Origin of the sequence: Thermogemmatispora sp. (assembly GCF_042408735.1) — a bacterium.
Classification (GTDB): Bacteria; Chloroflexota; Ktedonobacteria; order Ktedonobacterales; family Ktedonobacteraceae; genus Thermogemmatispora.
The window spans coordinates 17,430-35,529 of the sequence record NZ_JBHOQV010000002.1; the positions used below are offsets into that span (position 1 = coordinate 17,430).

At 62.5% G+C, this 18,100-nt stretch carries 13 protein-coding genes; 9 read left to right on the forward strand and 4 right to left on the reverse strand.

From position 1 onward, the window contains the following. Positions 1-60 precede the first annotated feature (60 nt). Together ACFMO7_RS00295 and ACFMO7_RS00300 are read left to right on the forward strand one after the other, a co-directional pair. Positions 61-1,023, forward strand: a complete 963-nt coding sequence (locus ACFMO7_RS00295) for an HAD family hydrolase (RefSeq protein WP_376793541.1) — start codon at positions 61-63, stop codon at positions 1,021-1,023. Beyond that, positions 1,020-1,745, forward strand: coding sequence for a class I SAM-dependent methyltransferase (locus ACFMO7_RS00300; protein WP_376793542.1), 726 nt, complete (start codon positions 1,020-1,022; stop codon positions 1,743-1,745). The genes ACFMO7_RS00295 and ACFMO7_RS00300 overlap by 4 nt, the downstream gene beginning before the upstream one ends. 800 nt (positions 1,746-2,545) lie before the next feature. Here ACFMO7_RS00300 and ACFMO7_RS00305 read toward each other — a convergent pair. Next, positions 2,546-5,701 (reverse strand): type I restriction endonuclease, encoded by a 3,156-nt coding sequence (locus tag ACFMO7_RS00305; protein WP_376793543.1) that lies wholly within the window; start codon positions 5,699-5,701, stop codon positions 2,546-2,548. Positions 5,702-6,692: 991 nt separating this feature from the next. On the opposite strand from ACFMO7_RS00305, the gene ACFMO7_RS00310 reads away from it, so the two are divergent. Next, complete coding sequence (locus ACFMO7_RS00310) at positions 6,693-8,630, forward strand: ABC transporter ATP-binding protein (RefSeq protein ID WP_376793544.1); 1,938 nt, start codon at positions 6,693-6,695, stop codon at positions 8,628-8,630. Positions 8,631-8,811: 181 nt separating this feature from the next. Here the strand turns inward: ACFMO7_RS00310 and ACFMO7_RS00315 are convergent, their stop codons facing one another. Together ACFMO7_RS00315 and ACFMO7_RS00320 are read right to left on the reverse strand one after the other, a co-directional pair. Further along, positions 8,812-9,126 carry a GlsB/YeaQ/YmgE family stress response membrane protein gene (locus ACFMO7_RS00315; protein ID WP_297165853.1) on the reverse strand — a complete coding sequence of 105 codons (315 nt, stop codon included), beginning with the start codon at positions 9,124-9,126 and terminating at the stop codon, positions 8,812-8,814. A gap of 433 nt (positions 9,127-9,559) precedes the next feature. Beyond that, positions 9,560-10,336: a 2-phosphosulfolactate phosphatase gene (locus ACFMO7_RS00320; protein WP_376793545.1), complete on the reverse strand. Its 777-nt coding sequence runs from the start codon at positions 10,334-10,336 to the stop codon at positions 9,560-9,562. A 216-nt stretch (positions 10,337-10,552) separates the two neighbouring features. Here ACFMO7_RS00320 and ACFMO7_RS00325 point away from each other — a divergent pair, with 216 nt between their 5' ends. Continuing rightward, positions 10,553-12,235, forward strand: a complete 1,683-nt coding sequence (locus tag ACFMO7_RS00325; protein ID WP_376793546.1) for an acyl-CoA synthetase — start codon at positions 10,553-10,555, stop codon at positions 12,233-12,235. A gap of 156 nt (positions 12,236-12,391) precedes the next feature. Here ACFMO7_RS00325 and ACFMO7_RS00330 read toward each other — a convergent pair whose 3' ends face one another. After that, the gene (locus ACFMO7_RS00330) at positions 12,392-13,084 is read right to left on the reverse strand and encodes a hypothetical protein (RefSeq protein WP_376793547.1); all 693 of its coding nucleotides are present in this window, start codon (positions 13,082-13,084) and stop codon (positions 12,392-12,394) included. 399 nt (positions 13,085-13,483) lie between these two features. Between ACFMO7_RS00330 and ACFMO7_RS00335 the strand changes: the two genes are divergently transcribed. From ACFMO7_RS00335 to ACFMO7_RS00355, 5 genes are all read left to right on the forward strand, one after another. Beyond that, the gene (locus ACFMO7_RS00335; protein ID WP_376793548.1) at positions 13,484-14,212 is read left to right on the forward strand and encodes a response regulator transcription factor; all 729 of its coding nucleotides are present in this window, start codon (positions 13,484-13,486) and stop codon (positions 14,210-14,212) included. A 674-nt stretch (positions 14,213-14,886) separates the two neighbouring features. Next, positions 14,887-15,837 (forward strand): sensor histidine kinase, encoded by a 951-nt coding sequence (locus ACFMO7_RS00340; protein ID WP_376793565.1) that lies wholly within the window; start codon positions 14,887-14,889, stop codon positions 15,835-15,837. Between the two features lie 209 nt (positions 15,838-16,046). After that, positions 16,047-16,898, forward strand: a complete 852-nt coding sequence (locus ACFMO7_RS00345; RefSeq protein ID WP_376793549.1) for a sensor histidine kinase — start codon at positions 16,047-16,049, stop codon at positions 16,896-16,898. Positions 16,899-17,145: 247 nt separating this feature from the next. Further along, on the forward strand, positions 17,146-17,385 hold the full coding sequence (locus ACFMO7_RS00350; RefSeq protein WP_376793550.1) for a hypothetical protein: 240 nt from the start codon (positions 17,146-17,148) through the stop codon (positions 17,383-17,385). 31 nt (positions 17,386-17,416) lie between these two features. Next, positions 17,417-17,869, forward strand: coding sequence for a hypothetical protein (locus tag ACFMO7_RS00355; protein WP_376793551.1), 453 nt, complete (start codon positions 17,417-17,419; stop codon positions 17,867-17,869). The last annotated feature ends 231 nt before the right edge of the window (positions 17,870-18,100 follow it).

Below are 18,100 nucleotides of genomic sequence, written 5' to 3' on the forward strand. Positions count from 1 at the left end.
GCTCGAAGGCTGGGGCTGCCGGCGCTGCATGATTTGGTGAAGGGACGCATCATACGCTGCGTGCTCTTTGATCTTGGCGATACGCTCTGGTACCGGAAGGACCAAGAGACCTGGCGTCGCCTGGAGTTCGCGGCTAATTGCCAGGCGATTGCCCTCCTGCGGACGCACCTGGAGTCGTGCCACCTCCCAGATCAGGATGATCTGACTCTGGGTCGCTCGCTGCGCGTCGCCTTTGACGCTCAGACGCGCGCTCGTATTCGGCATGATCCCAGCCATGAGCCAGATGGGGCTGAGGTGGCCATCGAGACCCTGGCCCGCTTGGGCTGGGGCCACATCGATCGGGAGCTTGGAGAGGCCCTCTTTGAGGCCCTGCGCGTGCGCATTATCGATTCGCGCCTGCTCTACGATGATGCCCTGTCGACGCTGGCAGAGCTGCGCCGACGCGGCTTCCTGCTTGGAGTGGTAACTAATCGCCTCTGGGGTGGCCCTCCGTTTCAGGAGGATCTACGGGCCTTTGGCCTCTTCGAGTACTTTGATCCCGCGACAATCGCTATTTCCGCCGATCTGGGTGTGCGTAAGCCTGATCCCGCGATCTTCTTGCATACGCTCCGCGCGCTCAAGGTCTCTCCCTCCGAGGCGGCAATGGTCGGCGATTCGCTGCGCTCCGATATCGTTGGGGCCAAACGTCTGGGCCTGCTGGCAATCTGGAAGCCGAAGCCGCGCGTGCTCGAGGCGCTGCAGGCTCGGCTGGTAGCGCCTGGCGCGGCCAGCGCCAGCCCCGCTTTCAACCTGCAAGAGCCTCTTTCTCCTCCTTCCATCCCCGGCACTGCCAGTGACCTCCCGCCCGATTTGCCTCCGGGACTGCATGTGACCGACGATGATTATGTGCTCTCGACAGTTCAGGAACCAGGTAGTGATCCGCTGGCCTTGCTGACGAGCGGGGTGGAGGAGTACAGGCCCGATCTGATGATCGAGCATTTAAGCGATCTGCTGGAGATTTTTCCAAAGGCAGGTGAGCCGTGAGGAGAGAGCGTCTGCGGCAACTGCTCTTTGAGACGCTCTATCGTAATCGTTATCTCTATCGTTTTGCCAGCACGGTGCCGTTTGCCGGACAGTGGCGCGTCTGGCAGCGGCTGGTCTTGCCGCGCGTGGTAGGGCATGATGTGCTGGAGCTGGGCTGTGGCCTGGGCGATCTGCTGGCCGATCTGTGTGAGCGTGGCTATCGCTGTGCGGCGGTTGAGCGCTCGCCTGAGATGGTGGCGGCGGCGCGCACTACTTTGCAGCGGCGCCGGGTTGGTCAGCCTGGTCAGGTGTTGCTCGGCGAGGCCCAGCATCTCCCTTTTGCCGATGCCTCCTTTGATACGGTGGTCAGTACCTTCCCCTCTGACTATATCTTTGACCCCGATACGATTGCCGAGGTGGCGCGCGTGCTGCGGCCTGGTGGGCGTCTCGTGGTGGTTGAGGGGGCCAATCTGCTCCCGGTTGGCCTCTTGCAGCCCGTGCTACTGCTGATTCATCTGCTGGTCTATGGTTTCTATCCCCGCCCTTCCGCCGATGACGGGCGGAGCCGCATTGTGCGGGTGGAGCGTGATGCGGCGACTGGGCTGACGACGGAAGAGCTGCCGGCGACACCTTTTGGACGACGTATTCCTCTGGAGCGCTATGGCTTGCGCCGCCGCTCGGAACGGGTGCGCAGTCGCCGTTGGGAGGCCTATCTGACGATCGGCGAGAAGCCAGCGGCCTGACCTGATCGGTAGCGGCAAGGTTCACCTGGCGTGGTGAACGGGTCGGTCCGCTTGAGGGCCAGGCGTCGCAGAGGTAGAGGTGTCTGGCCGGTTGTGGTCAAGAACGACCCTGCTCTGCCGCGACCCGCGCGGCGGTTGCTCTTCCTACTCGCCTGATGATCGCCATGCCAGTCTGGAATCCAGAAGATAGGTCAGGAGCCAGGGCATGCGCTCTGGAATTCCTCGGCGGCCTGGCCGGGCCGTGGGCGGTCAGTCAAGAGCATGCTCGATTTCGAGGCTGTCGCAATGAAGGTGGGTGCGCTGAGCAGGAGGACAGGCCGTGCCTGCTCCGGGCACTCGCGCTAGCCTGCCGACGGTCGCTGCCCAGCAGGAAGACCCTATCATGCCAGGCGTCGCCCCAGCCCCTTGAGCGCAGCCCGATTGTCCCTTGCCTGGACGTAGAAGAGCATCACTTCGACGGACGCACGCTGGTTCCTGCACAGGAAACTTGTGAGCGGCTGGCTGCGAGCTAGCCGACGATCGCTGGGCCAGCATGAAGCCTGGCCCTCAACGTGGTTAGGGGGCCATCGAAGGTCGCATCTCCAGTCTGCTGGCTCGAGAGGAGCCGGCTCCAGGCGGCAGTCCGCTCACCGATCGCGAGAGAGGGGTCAGAGAAGGGGCAGTGGGGCCAGCCGCTCGCCGTACCAGTCCAGAGCAGGGCTGGTGCGGCGAGCGGGGCGAGAGGAGAGGAGAAAGGAGAGAGAAGAAGAGCCTGGGATCAGGAGCCGGTACAGCTCAGCTCCTTCCTTTCTGCTCCCCGCTCAGAGCCTGGTCGTAGCAGACTGGTCAGGCGGCTGATTGGACTCAGCCTGGCTCTGGAGTTGGGTCTGACCGAGGTGCTGTCCTGGACGTGACCCGGCTGTCCTCTCGCCAGGTGTCCCTGGTCCTGAAGCGGACGACTCGAGCAAGGAGCGCACAAAGAGTAACAGCTCAGTGGGATACTCCTGCCAGGGAGCCTGACCGCTCTCGTACCTGCTGCGCAGCTCCTCGAGGTGCCGCAGGGCATCAGCCGCGCCTGGCTGGTGGCCGCTCATGAGCTGCAGGTTCCGGACCAGAAGGCTGCGCAACTGCTCGGCCTTCAGTACGGGCGTCCGGCTCTTTTTAAGCAGGGTTGCCAGACGCGGAAAACTCAGGCGGTGCAACTCCAGGCCGGTCAGCGAAGGTTTACCGTCGGCGGCGTCCAGGCTGTTCCTGCTGCCATAGCGTATGCCCATGTTCTCCTCGGCAACCAGGCCGCGGGGGCGCTCGAGCAGCTCATCCAGGCTGCGGCAATCCAGCGCGCGGCGAATGATGCGGGCCGTCAGCCCCAGCGCCTCTATGGCTCTCACGAAGCGCGGCGCTGCCTCATCGGGCAGCAGGGCGGCGTAGAGCGCCTCGAGCCGCTCCACGCGAGCAAAAAACGTCCGGTGCAGACCGTACCCCTGGAGCAGGCAATCGGCGGCCCGGCGGGCAAGGCCCTCAAGCTGCGCCCTCTCGCTGGCGGCCAGCAAGGTACTGACCTCGACACCATGACGAGCACAGAAATCCAGGGTCTCCTTAAGTGCCTGCTCTAGCTCCTGCACGAGCTGCCGCTTCTCTTGAATAGCGCCCGCCCCGGCGCCCGGCAATTCGGGCTGGTCCTGCCGCCGCAGGGTCCTCGACTGTGGGAGCAGGCGCTCCGCGGCCCGCCTGTAGCGTTGCTGCAGCGTAGAGAGCAGCGGCCAATGGCCGATATAGTCGACGACCAGCCCACAAATCTTGGCCTCGTCCTGTGGGCGATTGACGGAGGTCAGGGCTGCCAGCAGTGTAGGACCCTGCAATGGCCGATCGAGGTAGAGGGTTGCTAGCGCCGGGGTAGCCAGGCTCGCCATCCAGGGATCGCAGGTAAAGATCATACGGAGCGGGTCGTTGGCGGTGCAGAAGCGAGCAACCAGGTCCTCATTGCACAGGCGCTCGTGATGGGGACGGATCTCGACCGTCTCACAGTAGACGCGGCCCGGGGTATCATTAAAGGTGGCAAAACGACGATAATCGTCGGGCGACGGAGAGAAGAAGACCGCCATCTCCATGGGCCGGTAGTAGGCCAGGTGCTCATCGAGCGCGGCGCGGCGCCGCCAGTCGAAGGTTTCGTCGCGCTCCCGCTGCAGCCGGCGCAGCATGCGCTCCCACAAGGAGCGTACCCGATTATAGAGGCGTACAGCGGTGACCTTATCGATCGTCAATATCACGGCCTTCGAGCGGTAGCCCCGGGCAAACCAGTGCTCGACCAGATCGCGTGCCACCAGATCCAGGCGCTCGGGACGGGTCAGCAGGGCATAGGGAGTAGGCAGGCGCTGCGCCAGCTCCTCCTGATACTCGCTACAGGGACCAGCGACCTCGGCAAGCTGGCGCATGGCCTCAGCGAATCCCGGCGGGGCCTGCGCGCTCAAGAATGCGCTGCGGTCCTCGTAATAGACCGGCAGAATCGTGCCATCGGCCAGTCCCTGAGAGCAGGAATAGCAACTGAGATAGGGACCGAAGAGGCTGCGCAGAGCCGGCTCCTCATCCTCGCTGCAGGGTGTGGCCGTCAGTCCAAGGAAAGCCGCCGCTGGCAGGGCCTGGCGCATTCGCTGTAGTTGCTCCGGCCTGCAAGCCTGCAGCTCATCGACGAACACCAGCAGATCCGGGCGCAGCGAGAGCGGTTCTGCGCTCTCAAAGGCTGAGGGCAGAGCGAAATAGAGAGCAGGAATAGTCTGGCCCCGCTGCGGGCGCTCTAGCAGGCCCTGCAGCTCACCAGCCGTTGTCAGCGGCATCTGAAGCCCGGCGCCTGATCCTGAGCGTGCTCCCTCTGGAAGGAGACCCCAGTCTGTCAGCGAGCGCGCCAGCCCACGCCAGAGATCTTCATGACCGGTTACCAGCAGACATAGTGGCCGCTGCTCCTCAATCTGACGGAGGACCTTCTGCAGCAGAAAGGCCAGGGTGCAGCTTTTGCCGCTGCCATGCGTTTGCCAGAGCATTCCAAGCCGACCCCGCAAGGCTCCACTCTCGCGCAGGCGGGCGTAGACCGCATTGACCGCCAGGTACTGATGATTATGGGCGATGATCTTGCTGGGACGCGGCCTCGTGCCGAAAAGGATGAAGTGCTCAACAAGGTCAAGCAGGCGCTCGGGCTGGCAGGTAGCGTAGAGGGCCGTCTCCAGCGAGCAATCCGCTGGCTCATCTTCGCTCGAGGTACGCTGCCAGGGGGTCAGGTGGGGCCAGGGACTATCGAGGCCACCCACGCGGTTCAAGGGGCCGTTTGAGAGGAGGACAAGAGCGTTATACCACAAGAGCTGCGGCAGCTCGCCGCGGTAGCGACACACCTGGTCCCGATAGAGCTGCTCCAGCGGCTCGAGGCCGATGACGAAGAGCAGCAGCGGCAGGCCGTTGACGAAACCGACCAGCGGGAGGCAGTGGTAGCCGCAGCGTCCCTGAACCCAGTAATTCGAGATCAGCCGCCAGTCGTTGGCCTCGGGCTGTCGCCAATCGATCAGGCGCAGGACCGGCGTACTGCTCTCCCTCTTCGGCGCGGAGGCTCGGGTAGCGGAACTGGCGAGCCGCCGGCGGCCTGGAGTTGCTTTCGAGAGCGCTAGCGGCTCTCCTCCATTGCTCAGCGGTATCCCCTCGCGCAGCAGACGATAGATTTCTCGATTGGCCGCCATCGGGTGCAGGGCGCTCCGATCGCGCGTCAACTGCAGGCAGGCGTGAGCGATCTGCTCCGCGCTGGCCTCGGGATTCAGCCGCTGCAGGGCTGCGCGAAGCGTCTCAGGCAGCACCACCTCCTCCCCGCTGGCGCGTCCGGTAGTCTCATAATGGCCTTCTCCCTCACCCGAAGCATCTTGATAACGATATCCCATCTGCTCTAAGGCGTAAATAGCCCGAGAGACCACGAGATTTTTGATAGCTTGTGGAAACTCCATAGCACAACCTTCTTCCGCCAGCGCCTCCTCGCTCTGAGCGCCTCACTGGGAGCGAGGCCGCCGGTAGCCGACGGCTGCCAGCCAAATCCTCTCAGACCCTAAGCCGGCGCGAGCGAGAGATGGTCTATCAGCGTAATCAATGCAAAAAATTGCGTTCATAAACGAGATGACCCGGATCCGCCTGCGGAGGGAGACCAGGGAAAAGCATGAGCGCAGAACCTGGGGATGAACCAGACGCTGACCCTGGTTAAAGCCGTCTGCGCCGCCGTCTTGCCCCGGCCAGCTTGCAGCGGCCCATCATGACCTGTTAAACCGGAGTGCCAGGACCCTGGCCGGTCCTGGTATAGCGCAGGCCATCTCGGCAAGCATCAGGGGTCATTTCCCTCCGAGCCATATACCACATCCTTCCTTTCCCGCTGCCAGCGCCGTCGCTCCTTTCCACCTTTGCTCTGGTGGCAGGCAGGCCGCCCAGCGGCTCAGCGAGCGGCTCAGGCTGCGACCTTCGCCTCGCTCTCGGTCGATGCTGACCTTCTGTACAGAAGCAACAGGCGACCAGGTTGAGGCGGTTGCGGCAAGCAGGCACTTAGCAGAGGAAACGAGCCGCCCCAGCCTGGCCTGCCGCCATGTTGCTACTATATAGACGGACCTGGCAAGATCCTATCAAACAAAAGTAGGGTCTCTAGAAAACAAAAGGGCTGTTTCCCCGATCCTCTATCCAGCTTGTGTAAAGATACACAAGACAAGCAGCAGCACACTCGAATCAAGCCAGGCGGCAGAGGCACACAGCCAAAATAACAAACAGAACTGTTCGCCTGGCCAGTGTCGGCGGCCTGGCCCTATGCTATACTCCCTCACTACGGGTGTAGTAGCCTGTCCCGTCCCGTCCCGTCCCGCCCATCACCCGGCATTAGCAAGCGGCGACCTGGCTTATCCTATCCCAGGCGAGCGGCGGAGAAAGAAAAGAAAAAAGAACAGAGGAGCAGCGACAACGATGGCAGCCTACGGTCACGACATTGGCGGAAGACCAGGTACCTACCTGGAAGAGCAGCGGCGCAAGGGGCGCAAGACCGACCGGAGAACGCTCAGGAGGGTCATCGCGGCCTTTCGGCCCTATCGGGGGCGAGTCATTCTCATGCTTCTGGCCATCCTCCTGACGACCAGCCTTGGGCTGATCAACCCCCTGATGATCCGCTTCATCTTCGACGACGCCATTGGCAAGCGTGACCTGACACTGCTCATCATCTTTGTCAGCATCATGCTTATCACTCCAGTGATTAGCGGTGTCATCGGCGTTGGGCAGAGCTACCTCAGCAATCTGGTAGGGCAGCGAGTCATGCGCGACTTCCGCAACCGTCTTTACGCCCATCTGCAGCAAATGTCCCTGCGCTTCTTCACCGCCACCCGCACTGGAGAGATTCAGTCGCGGCTCGCCAACGACGTCGGGGGCATAGAAAACGTCGTCACGGGCACGGCTACCAGCATTGTGGCCAATATCTCCACTGCCCTTTCGACCATCATTGCAATGGCCATCATCAGTCCCTTGCTGACCCTCATCTCCCTTGGTCTCCTGCCGCTCTTCCTCTGGATCACCTACAAAGTAGGCAACGTACGCCGCCTGACGAGCCAGGAGACCCAGAAGAGCATGGCCTCCCTCTCCGCCCTCATGCAGGAGACCCTTTCCGTCAGCGGCATCCTCTTGATCAAGACCTTTGGGCGGCAGGCACTAGCTCAGCAACGTTTCGCTCAAGAGAATCAGCGCCTCTCTGACCTGGAGATCCGACAGCAGATGATCGGACGCTGGTTCTTCATGTTCGTCGGTACCTTTTTCTCCATCACCCCGGCGATCGTCTACCTTGTTGCGGGATTGCAGGCCATTTTCGACCCGCACCAGGCCATTACTCTGGGCGCCATCGTGGCCTTTACCACCCTGCAAAGCCGACTCTTCTTCCCTGTTGGGCAACTCCTCAACATCCAGGTCGACATCCAGGGCGCCCTGGCTCTCTTCGATCGAATATTCGAATATCTCGATATGCCGATCGAGATCGCAGACCGGCCTGGCGCCCTCCATCTCAGGCCCGAAGAGGTACGCGGAGCCATCAGCTTTGAGGACGTTTCCTTCAGCTATCGGCGCGATCCCGGCGGCGAAGGAGAGAAAAGCGGAGACAGCCACGCTGGCGAGGTTTCGCGCCTCGAAGCGGGGTCGTTAGCCGAGCAGGCGCCCGAAGAGCGTCCGGCCTTGAGCAATATCTCCTTCACTATCGAACCGGGCCAGCTTGTGGCTCTGGTCGGGCCGAGTGGGGCCGGCAAGACCACCATCACCTATCTACTCGCGCGCCTCTATGACGTTGACGAAGGCTGCATCCGCATCGACGGGCACGATATCCGTACCATTGCCCTGCAGTCTTTAAGCGAGCTGATTGGCATGGTGACCCAGGAAACCTACCTCTTCAACGCTACTATTCGTGAAAATCTCCTCTATGCGCGGCCTGAAGCCAGCGAGGAGGAGATGATTGCCGCCGCCAAGGCGGCAGCCATTCACGAGCGCATTCTCGAGCTAGAAGCCGGTTACGACACCCTGGTTGGAGAGCGGGGCTACAAGCTCTCCGGTGGTGAGAAGCAGCGCATCGCCATCGCCCGCGTTATTCTCAAAGACCCGCGCATTCTTATTCTGGACGAAGCCACCAGCGCCCTGGATACCCACTCTGAGCGCCTCATTCAGGCAGCTCTGGAGCCGCTCATTCAGAAGCGTACCACCCTGGCCATTGCCCATCGGCTCTCGACCATCCTGGCCGCGGACACCATTCTTGTCCTGGATCAGGGGAGGATTGTTGAGCGTGGGACCCATGAGGAGCTGCTGCGGCAGCGCGGCCTCTACGCCCGCCTCTACGCCGAGCAATTTCAGCGACCCGCCCTGGAACAGGCCAGTTGAGGCGGGCTGGGCTGCCGGCTGTCTGTTCCGCTGCCTCTGATCCGGCCCGGCCCGCGTCGGCCCGCTCTGGCTGTCAGGCCATAAAAATAAAAAAAGCGGGCTAGCAGTCAATGCTAGCCCGCCGCGGAGAACTTCGGCGCCTCTGTCTGCCGAAGCAAGGAGACGAAGAGCAAGAGGCTTGTTAGACCGTAGGGCGCTTCCCACCGATTCCCCGTCCGCCAGTCACGGCCTTCACGATTACCAGCAGGATAATAGCGCCAAGCAGGGCGGTCACAAAGGTCCAGAAGATGCCGCTGACCGTGATACCGAGGGCGCCCAAGATAGCGCCACCCAGAAGGCCGCCAATGATGCCGACAATGATATTCCCCAGGATGCCAAGCTGGTCGCCCTGCACCAGGCGGTCAGCGATCGCTCCGGCCAGGCCGCCGATAATGATCCAGACAATCCAGGCCCACAGAGTGCCCAGCACGCTTGCAAGAACAAAACCCGTTACCATATGGACTTTCTCCTCCTCTCGCTAGAGCTATCTCGTAGACAGTAGCGCTGATGCTTACCTATGTTGTCGTGAGATACTCCGGTCGCTGTTGGGTCGCTATCGATGTCATTTCCTACACGGATCAGACCCCCGGAGAGTGTCAATCTCATTCAGGGGGGAGGCCCAGCGAGAGCAGAGGCCGCGCGCGGCCTGGCAAGCGGATTCTCGCCCTCTGAGCGTGAGACAGCTACAGAGCGCGAGGAGGTGGACAGAGAGTGGCTTCAGTAGAAATACTGGTCTCCCAGAGAGCACTGGGCCATCGTCCTGACCGCCCCGTGTGCTGCTCCTTCGCAGGCGAAGCCTGCGAAGGAAGAGGACGTGTGGGCGACTCGGTCTCGGGAAGCCCTGTCTGGGAGACCAGATCACCGACCAGCCGTCTCACGGACCAGAGCAGCTAGAGAGTTAACGGCTCGACGATCAAGAGGCCAGTCTCTGGCTCACGACTGGAGACAGCCGGGACCAGCGTGCTCCGGTCGATCTCCATACAGAAGGGTGGATCATCCACCAGGCCGGCCTGCAGCACAGTCAGGGAGGACTCGCTGTACTCCAGCACGCGCGGTGGCTTATATGCCTCATAGATCGCCATCGCTGCCAGAGCACTCTCGTGGGGGATCAAGGCCGACGAGCGAGGATCTGCCTCGTGAGAGCTGGACAGGCGGAGCAGCTCGGCCGCCAGGTAGCCGGCGCAGACCGTATCATCCAGGGCGAAATAACGAAACTCGCCCGCGCAGACCAGCGCAATATCGCGTTCGCGCTCATGCGCCAGCCTCAGAGCCGCCGAGACCACAGCATGCGCGTTGCGAAAGCAGCCGGCCAGGCGCGTCGTCTCCGGCGGGCAGGCGTGGAAGGCGCGAGTGCCGTTTGTCGTCGTTAAAATCAGCTCTCGGCCCTGCAGGTCCAACTGGGCGAACTCGCGCGGAGAATTCCCGTAATCGAAGCCGGGGATGCGGCGCACGTTGCGTTCGCCGCAGAGGGCGCGCCCGGGATGAGAGGCGGCGCCGGCTCGCGCCTGCTCGATCGACTCAGCCACCAGGACGCGCCTGGCCCCGCGCTCCAGCATCACCGTCATCGTCGTCGTCGCGCGGATCAGATCGATCACGATATAGACATCGCCTGCCTGGGCCCGCTCGGGCAAAATCGACTCAGGAGTAAAAAAGACGTACAGTCGCAAAGTGCCTCCTGGTTAGGACTACTAACTGATGAGCCAGATTGCTGGACCGAGAGAGCGCGGTCCAAACACGAAAGATCAGGTTTTCATTATATCCTCTCGCCAGGCTTATGGTATCATAGGGAAAGAGAGCCCAGGCATAAGAAGCAGATAGCCGGTAGCCCACACCTCTGACAGTGCCGTCAGAGGGGCGCTCTACAGCACAAAGGAGGCTTCACAATGACCGTCTCGCGAACCCCCAATATGGTCGACTACGAAGTCGAGCGGCGCACCTTCCACATCGATGTCCCCGAGTATTTCAACTTCGCCGTCGACATCATCGGCAAATGGGCGCAAGACCCCAAGAAAATCGCCGTTCACTGGCTCGGGCAGCAGGGAGAAGAGCGGCAGATCACCTTTGCCGAATTCGCCGAACGCTCCAGCCGGGCTGCCAACGCCTTTGCCGCCCTTGGCCTCAAGAAAGGCGATCGCGTGCTGGTCATGCTGCCGCGCCTTCCCGAATGGTGGGAAAGCGTGCTCGGCCTGATGAAGCTGGGCGTCATCTTTATTCCCTGTACCACCCTGCTCACCAGCAAAGACCTGCAATATCGCGCCGAAGTAGCCGAGGCCCAGGGCCTGATTACCGATCGCGAAGGGGCAGAAAAATTTGACCAGGTGCGTGAGCAGTGTCCCACCGTCAAGCAGGCCATTCTGGTCGACGGGGAGGCCCGCCCAGGCTGGACCAGCTACCACGAGATCCTGGCGGCGGCCTCCCCCGACTTCACTGGTCCCAAGACGCGCAGCGATGACCCCTGTCTGGTCTACTTCACCTCGGGCACCGTCGGCTACCCCAAGATGGTACTCCACACTCAGGCCAGCTATCCCCTGGGGCACACCATCACCGGCAAATACTGGCTCGACCTGCACGAGGACGACCTGCTCTGGAATCTCAGTGAAACCGGCTGGGCCAAGTGGGCCTGGAGCAACTTCTTTGGTCCCTGGGTCATGGGCACCGCTATCTTTGTCCAGGACGCCCGCGGCAAATTCAACCCCCTGGAGACGCTGGAACTGCTCCACCGCTATCCCATCACCGTCCTCTGCGCCCCGCCCACGGCCTACCGCATGCTCGTCCTGGAGGAGCCGCTCACCTATCTCAAGGAGCACCCACCGCGCGCCCTGCGGCACTGTGTTGGCGCCGGCGAGCCGCTGAACCCCGAAGTCATTCGTCAATGGCAGGAGGCGACCGGCATGACCATCCGCGACGGCTACGGACAGACCGAGACTGTGCTGCTCTGTGGCAACTTCCCGCCCCTGGAGGTCAAGCCTGGCTCGATGGGCAAGCCCTCGCCAGGTTTCGAGGTAGCCGTCATCGATCACGAAGGGAAGGAACTGCCGCCTGGCGCTGAGGGTGACATAGCCGTGCGCATCAAGCCTGAGCGCCCACGCTGGCTCTTCCAGGAGTACTGGCGCAACCCCGAAGCGAGCGCGGCCTGTATCCGCGGCGACTGGTACATCACCGGCGACCGCGCCTATCGCGACGAAGACGGCTATCTCTGGTTTGTCGGCAGAGCGGACGACGTCATCATCAGCGCCGGATATCGTATTGGTCCCTTCGAAGTCGAAAGCGCCCTCAAGGAGCATCCCGCCGTCGCCGAGTCGGCGGTCGTTGGCAGTCCCGACGAGGTTCGCGGCCAGATCGTCAAAGCCTTCGTGATTCTCGCTCCTGGCTATAGCCCCTCGCCCGAGCTGGCCAGAGAACTCCAGGAGCATGTCCGCCGGGTCACCGCCCCCTACAAGTACCCGCGCGAGATCGAGTTTGTCGAGACCCTGCCCAAGACCATTTCGGGCAAGATCCGCCGTGTCGAGCTGAGAGAGCTAGAGCGTCGGCGCAAGCTCGGCCAAAGCGGCCAGGCAGGGGCATAGCCAGAGCAGAGAGCTGTTGCCGCGCCCAAGATGATCGACCGAACGGGCCAGCGCTGAGCAGCCAGCCAAAAAGGGGTCGGGCGCAGTTGGCTAAACCGGCTGACCCGACCCCTTGTACGTGCTGACTGAGAGCAGCACCATGAGACAGGAAAGGAGCTAGAGCGTACCAGACTTAAAGTGGCGGTTGACCAGGCGTGTGATCACCGCCGGGTGCTTCTGCAGGTACTGCTTGATCGCGCTATCCTGCTGCTGTGTAATAGCCCCGGCCTGAGCGGCGCGGTCCACCTCATGCTCAATGGCCGTCAGCACGATCGTGTGAAGCTGGCTGGCCGAAATGTGCTGGGCGTCGGCGATCTGCTTGAGCGTCTTGCCAGCCTGCAACTGGGCCTTGAGCTGATCAATGCTCAAATGCAGGCCCTGAGCGATCTGGCTCTCCAGGTCGGGCAGGTAGGGCTTGAGCTGCTGGCGAATCGCCACCCGCTGAGCCCCCCGGAGCAGGGCGCTGCAGCCCGGGTGAGCCGCCAGACGCTGCTTAATAACGTTGGCCTCGCTCTGAGTCAGCTTCCCGTCCTTGACCATCTGCGCCAGCACGTCGCTGAGCGCTGCGTTGCTATCCTGACGCAGGGTAGCAACCGAGACATGCAGGCGATTCGCCAGGTCCTGAAGCCACTGCTGACAATAGGCGCCAGCCTTGTTGCCCGTGCCCGGCGTCGCCGTCGCCTGCGGGCTGCCGCTCTGGCTCATGGCGCTCGCCAGCAGGGGCTGAACGAAAAAGGCTCCAAGGGCAACACATAGCAGCAAGAGCAGTGCGCCGCCGCCGATCAAGAACACTTTTTTCATATTTTTCATAGAGACATCGCTCCTTCTTTTTCTAACTCTTTCAATAGCAGATCCTTGAGCATAGCTCTTGTCATACCAAGCAAGGCGAACGTCCCAGGTTCTGGGAGGGAGCGACGGCCATCCACCTGGCTCCGGCCTTTTCTCTCCCTGGCCTTGAGTATCATAGCGTCCAGAGATAAAGAAGTCCTCAATGGGAAGCTCAAGATTTGCTCAAGATTGACGGCCAGGGAGAGCGGGGGGCGGCCAGCCGGCGATCTCTGTGATAGTATTATCTAACGGACAGGAGGTCGCGCGTTCCGGAGCGTCGTCGACCCGGGCGCTCTCACTCTCTGCCCTTTTGGTGCAGAATGGAACAAGCCAGATAGATGGGAGCGAGACGGCGCAGCCAGGGACGCGCAGCAGCTAGCAATGGCCCAGAAAATCCTCATCATTGAAGACGAAGAGGGCATCATCCACTTGCTGAACCTCTACCTCAAAGACGCGGGCTACAGCGTCGTTGCGGCCCACGATGCAGCAGATGGGCTGGCCCTTCACGCGCGAGAAAAGCCCGACCTGGTCATACTCGACATCATGTTGCCGGGCCTGGACGGCTTCGAGGTCTGCCGCCGTATTCGTTCCTGGTCATCGACGCCCATTCTCATCTTGACGGCCCGTGGTGATGAGGACGATCGCATTCGTGGGCTTGACCTCGGAGCCGACGACTACCTGGTCAAGCCTTTCAGCCCGCGCGAGCTAGTCAGTCGCGTGCGCGCCATTCTGCGCAGAGCCGGTGGGAGCGGCGGCGAGAGCAATGGCGGCCAGGGAAAGCACGAAAGTGAGGTATTGCGCTTCCCCGGTCTGACTATCGACCTGCCCGCGCGACGTGTCGAAGTGGACGGGCGCGAAGTTGCTCTCACCCCTACCGAATTCGACCTGCTTGCTCTCCTGGCGCGCTCGCCCGACCGCGTCTTTACGCGCGAGATGCTCATGAACAAGGTCTGGGGGTACGACTACCTGGGAGACGGCCACATCATCGATGTTCACATCAGCGCCCTGCGCAAGAAGATCGAGACCAATGCCGAGCGGCGCTACATCAAGACTGTCTGGCGCGTTGGCTACAAATTTGATCCCGCGGGGGCCATCAAAGGGACCCGCTGAAGCGTAGGACTCGAGCGCCGGGCCCTGGTTCGTTCGTCACAGGCTCCCGTCCGGTGAGAGAGATGAAGGAAGCGAGAACAATGCAGATGCACTGGTGGCAGAGCATTCGCTGGAGGCTGGCCCTCGGCTCGATGCTTGTCGCCCTCCTCGCAACGGCCCTGCTGGCCCTCATCATCTTGCTGTCCGTGGCCTACTTCTATGGACTCGACCAGCGCCAGCAACTGACCGAGCTGGCCAGCAACAGCGCCCGGCGCATTGGCAGCGACATGCAGGCCCATCAGCGTACTCTGGCTGGGGCCGCCAGCGACGTCCTGGCACCCATCGTGCGCGGAGCTCAAGGGCAAGACTCGCTCGTCATCGTCTATGCCTATCTCCCACGGGCCACAACCCATCTGCAGCCGGTCTATCCGGCCCTCATCCGCGGACGGCCCACCCTGGCCACCGTTCTCCTGGCTTCAACCGACCCCGACCTCAAGATCAACTATGCTCGCGTGCGCGTTGCCCTCGCCCAGGGCACCCATGGCCAACAGACCGTGGCCGACATCGCCGACGGTGGGCCGCCAGGCTCCGCCCGGCCCTTCGTCGTCACCCCGATCGTCTACGGCGGTGACTCCCAAAGCGGACCGGTTGTCGGCGTCCTCTTTGTCACCTCACGCTACGCTCTCGAGGGGACCATGCCCCCGCTCGTGGCAACCCTGAGCCGCTCCGTCCTCATTGCCTCTATCGCCGTAGCCCTCATCGCAGCCCTGGCCGCCGTCCTCTTCTCGCGCACCATCACCCGCCCCCTGGCCCGGCTCACCCGCGCCACCCGCCAGCTTGCAAGTGGCCAGTACGACGTACGGGTCGAGACCGCGGCTAAAGGCGAGCTGGGGGAGCTGGCCCGCAACTTCAACGAAATGGCCGCTCAGCTCCAGCGCGACGTCGAAGAGCTGCGCAAACAGGAGCTATGGCGGCGCGAGCTGATCATGAACATCACCCACGACCTGGCAACGCCCCTGACAGCGATCGCTGGCCTCGGTGAATCGCTCATCGATGGGGTTAACCGCAGCCGTGAAGACTATGAAGCCACCGGACGCATCATTGTGCGCGAAACCCTGCGCCTACGCCGCCTGGTCAAAGACCTGCACATGATGGCCAAAATGGAGGCTGGCGCTCTGCAACTCCAGCGCCGGCCCGTGCGCCTGGCCGTGCTGGTGGACGAGGTCCTGGCCGTCCTCGCCCCCGAATTTGAGCGCGCCAACGTTGAGCCGTGCAACACCATCGACTATAACCTGCCCCCGGTCCAGGCCGATCCCGACATGCTGACGCGCGTCTTCTCTAACCTCTGCGACAACGCTCTGCGTCACACGCCAGCGGGTGGCATGGTCGTCATCGACGCGGTCCAGCAGGGGCAACACCTGATCGTGGCCGTCACCGATACCGGCAGCGGCATTCCCCCCCAGGCCCTGCCACGAATCTTTGAGCGCTTCTATCGTGCCGACGAGGCCCGTCGTGGCGACACCGGAGGCAGCGGTCTGGGCCTGGCCATCGTCCGTGCCATCGTCGAAGCCCACGGAGGCAAAATCTGGGCCGAGAATGTAGCAGGAGCCGGTGCCCGTATCCTCTTCACCCTGCCTCTGCTATAATAGCGACAACAGCCCCGGCCCGCGAGCGCCCGCTGAGAGCCTGGCAGGGCAGACCCCGAGGGCGGGCGAGCGGCGCGCGCCTTTCCTTCGTTTCCTTCGTTGACCGCCGATACCCGGCCAGGACGCGAGAGACAGGGGTGATCTAAGAGCAGTAGGCCTCTTCAGCGAGAGAGGCGGAATCAACAACAAGAGGAGAGGGCGAGCTGACCATGAACCAGGAGCCAGAGAAAGCATCTCATGACACCCTGGCCAGCGACCAGCGGGGAGGCCAGCCTTACCACGGTCAGGAAACCGCCGAAAGTGGCAGGCTGGCACTAAGCCAGCTTCCCCTGGCCCTGATTGCCCACGAACTGCGGGCCCCCCTGAACCGCATCAATGGCTTTCTCGACCTGCTTCTCACCGAAGAGGGTCCAGCCGAAGCCGAAGAGGAGGGGCGATCGCAAGAGCAGCGCCACTATCTGCAGCGCGCACGAGCCAGCGGCGAGCAGCTCTACATACTGCTAGAAAACCTGCTCTGCCTGTTGAGAGCGACCGGCGGCCAACTGCGCCTGAGCAGCCAGCGTGTACTTCTGGAGGAGCTAATCGATAGCGCGATAGAGGAGCTGGAGCACACTGCGCGGCTGCGCCGACTGCAGGTCGAGAAGCGCTTACCGCCGGATCTGCCGGAGGAGTGCCGGAGGCTACGGACCGACGGTCAGCGCGCGCGCCAGGTTGTGCGCAACCTGCTGGCCAATGCCCTGGCTTACACGCCCCCCGGAGGGCAGGTCACGGTAGAGGTAGCAGAGACCAGGCTGAGTGCGGGCCGGCCGGGGGTCGTGCTCAGCATCTGCGACAGCGGGGTTGGCATTCGTCCCGAAGCCCTGCCGCACATCTTCGAGCCATTCTATCGAGCCGAACCGCCGCCAGGTAGCGAGCAACTCCTGGAAGGCGGCGCCAGCGGGCTGGGCCTCGGGCTGAGCGTCGCGCGCCTCCTGGTCGACCAGCTTGGCGGAACCATCCTCGTCCAGTCTACCCCTGGGTCCGGCACTACCGTCAGCGTCACACTCCCCACGCTGACATGAAAAAGTACAGTCATGCAGCCCTTGACTCAGGTTGGTAAAGCGTGCTATCCTGATTCTAACCTGTATCAGGCTCTCTCTCCTTTGCCTCGGGGTCAGAGCGGGGCGGGGGCAGCGCGCTGGAAAAGGACGATGCCAGGGAGAAGGAAAGCAAGCGAGGGAAGGAAGGAGTGCCGGTGCGGGTAAGCTCGGTTCGTTTAGTGTGCTTGCTTGTCTGTCTGTCAAAGAGAGAAGGAGTATAGCTTTGGGAATGCTACGGGTCATGTCCCGTCGCGGCGACGATCGGATCTCCTGGGATCTGCAGAAGGTTGAGGCCAGCGATCCCGAAGCTCTGGCCGCTGTGCGCGAGGCCGAACGTATCTTTCGCGAGGAGCGCATGCGTGGTGCCACGGCCTTTAAGGTCGAGCCAGGCAAGCCAGCTCAGCGCATCGATGAGTTTGATCGAACAGCCGAGCAGATTGTGATGGTGCCGCGCGTCGTAGGAGGCTAACCGGCGCAACTGGCGAGGAGCGTAAGCAGCTATGTTGGAAACTCTCACGCTCTTCCTGGGTATCTGGCTGCTCTTTCTGCTGCTGGCTATTTATTACCTCTCGCGCTCCCTCGACGGGAACAGCGTCGGGCCGCGCCTGTCGCGCAACGAACGGCTCTCCGCCGAGAGCCGGGCCAAGGCTCTGCTGCGTGAGATGTTGACAGAGAGCCAGTATCAGCAGCTGATCAAGTACGGATACCTGGAGGTAGCTAGCCCCTCGATCAGTCATCGTGTCTACCGCATTCCTGGCTCCGGTGGCCTGGTCAAGGTCTATGAACGTGGTTGTCCCATCATGGAGCTGTGCCTGCAGCCCGCCGAGCCTTTGCCCGACGGCGATGTGGTGGTCATGCATAAGCTGATGATCGAGGGAAACGAAGAGGAATATCTTAAAAAAGCAAACCACTTCGCTCCCGGGATCATCTCCTTGCGCTGTCAGCACCTCTAAGCATCCTGGTTGCTGCATACCGCAGTACCTGCCTTTGCTCCCGTCTCAGCCGCGTGCAGGTGGGTCAGCCTGACTGAGCGCAGATGAACGCAGGCCGATCGAGGCGAACGCAGGCGGCCGCTTTGAGAGAGTTGAGCGGGACCGGCCAGGCGCCTGCCCGCTCCTCTGCCTGGCGCATCGTCCCGATCCAGGCCGACTCCCTGCCCGTGGCCCGGGTAGCTCCTCCTCTTC

What these genes read in the sequence shown, in the direction of transcription:
- ACFMO7_RS00345 (WP_376793549.1), top strand. Translation starts at nt 16,047, where the DNA reads ATGAACCAGGAGCCAGAGAAAGCATCTCATGACACCCTGGCCAGCGAC.
- ACFMO7_RS00315 (WP_297165853.1), bottom strand. Translation starts at nt 9,126, where the DNA reads ATGGTAACGGGTTTTGTTCTTGCAAGCGTGCTGGGCACTCTGTGGGCC.
- ACFMO7_RS00340 (WP_376793565.1), top strand. Translation starts at nt 14,887, where the DNA reads ATGCCCCCGCTCGTGGCAACCCTGAGCCGCTCCGTCCTCATTGCCTCT.
- ACFMO7_RS00325 (WP_376793546.1), top strand. Translation starts at nt 10,553, where the DNA reads ATGACCGTCTCGCGAACCCCCAATATGGTCGACTACGAAGTCGAGCGG.
- ACFMO7_RS00355 (WP_376793551.1), top strand. Translation starts at nt 17,417, where the DNA reads ATGTTGGAAACTCTCACGCTCTTCCTGGGTATCTGGCTGCTCTTTCTG.
- ACFMO7_RS00350 (WP_376793550.1), top strand. Translation starts at nt 17,146, where the DNA reads ATGCTACGGGTCATGTCCCGTCGCGGCGACGATCGGATCTCCTGGGAT.
- ACFMO7_RS00305 (WP_376793543.1), bottom strand. Translation starts at nt 5,701, where the DNA reads ATGGAGTTTCCACAAGCTATCAAAAATCTCGTGGTCTCTCGGGCTATT.
- ACFMO7_RS00310 (WP_376793544.1), top strand. Translation starts at nt 6,693, where the DNA reads ATGGCAGCCTACGGTCACGACATTGGCGGAAGACCAGGTACCTACCTG.
- ACFMO7_RS00330 (WP_376793547.1), bottom strand. Translation starts at nt 13,084, where the DNA reads ATGAAAAATATGAAAAAAGTGTTCTTGATCGGCGGCGGCGCACTGCTC.
- ACFMO7_RS00335 (WP_376793548.1), top strand. Translation starts at nt 13,484, where the DNA reads ATGGCCCAGAAAATCCTCATCATTGAAGACGAAGAGGGCATCATCCAC.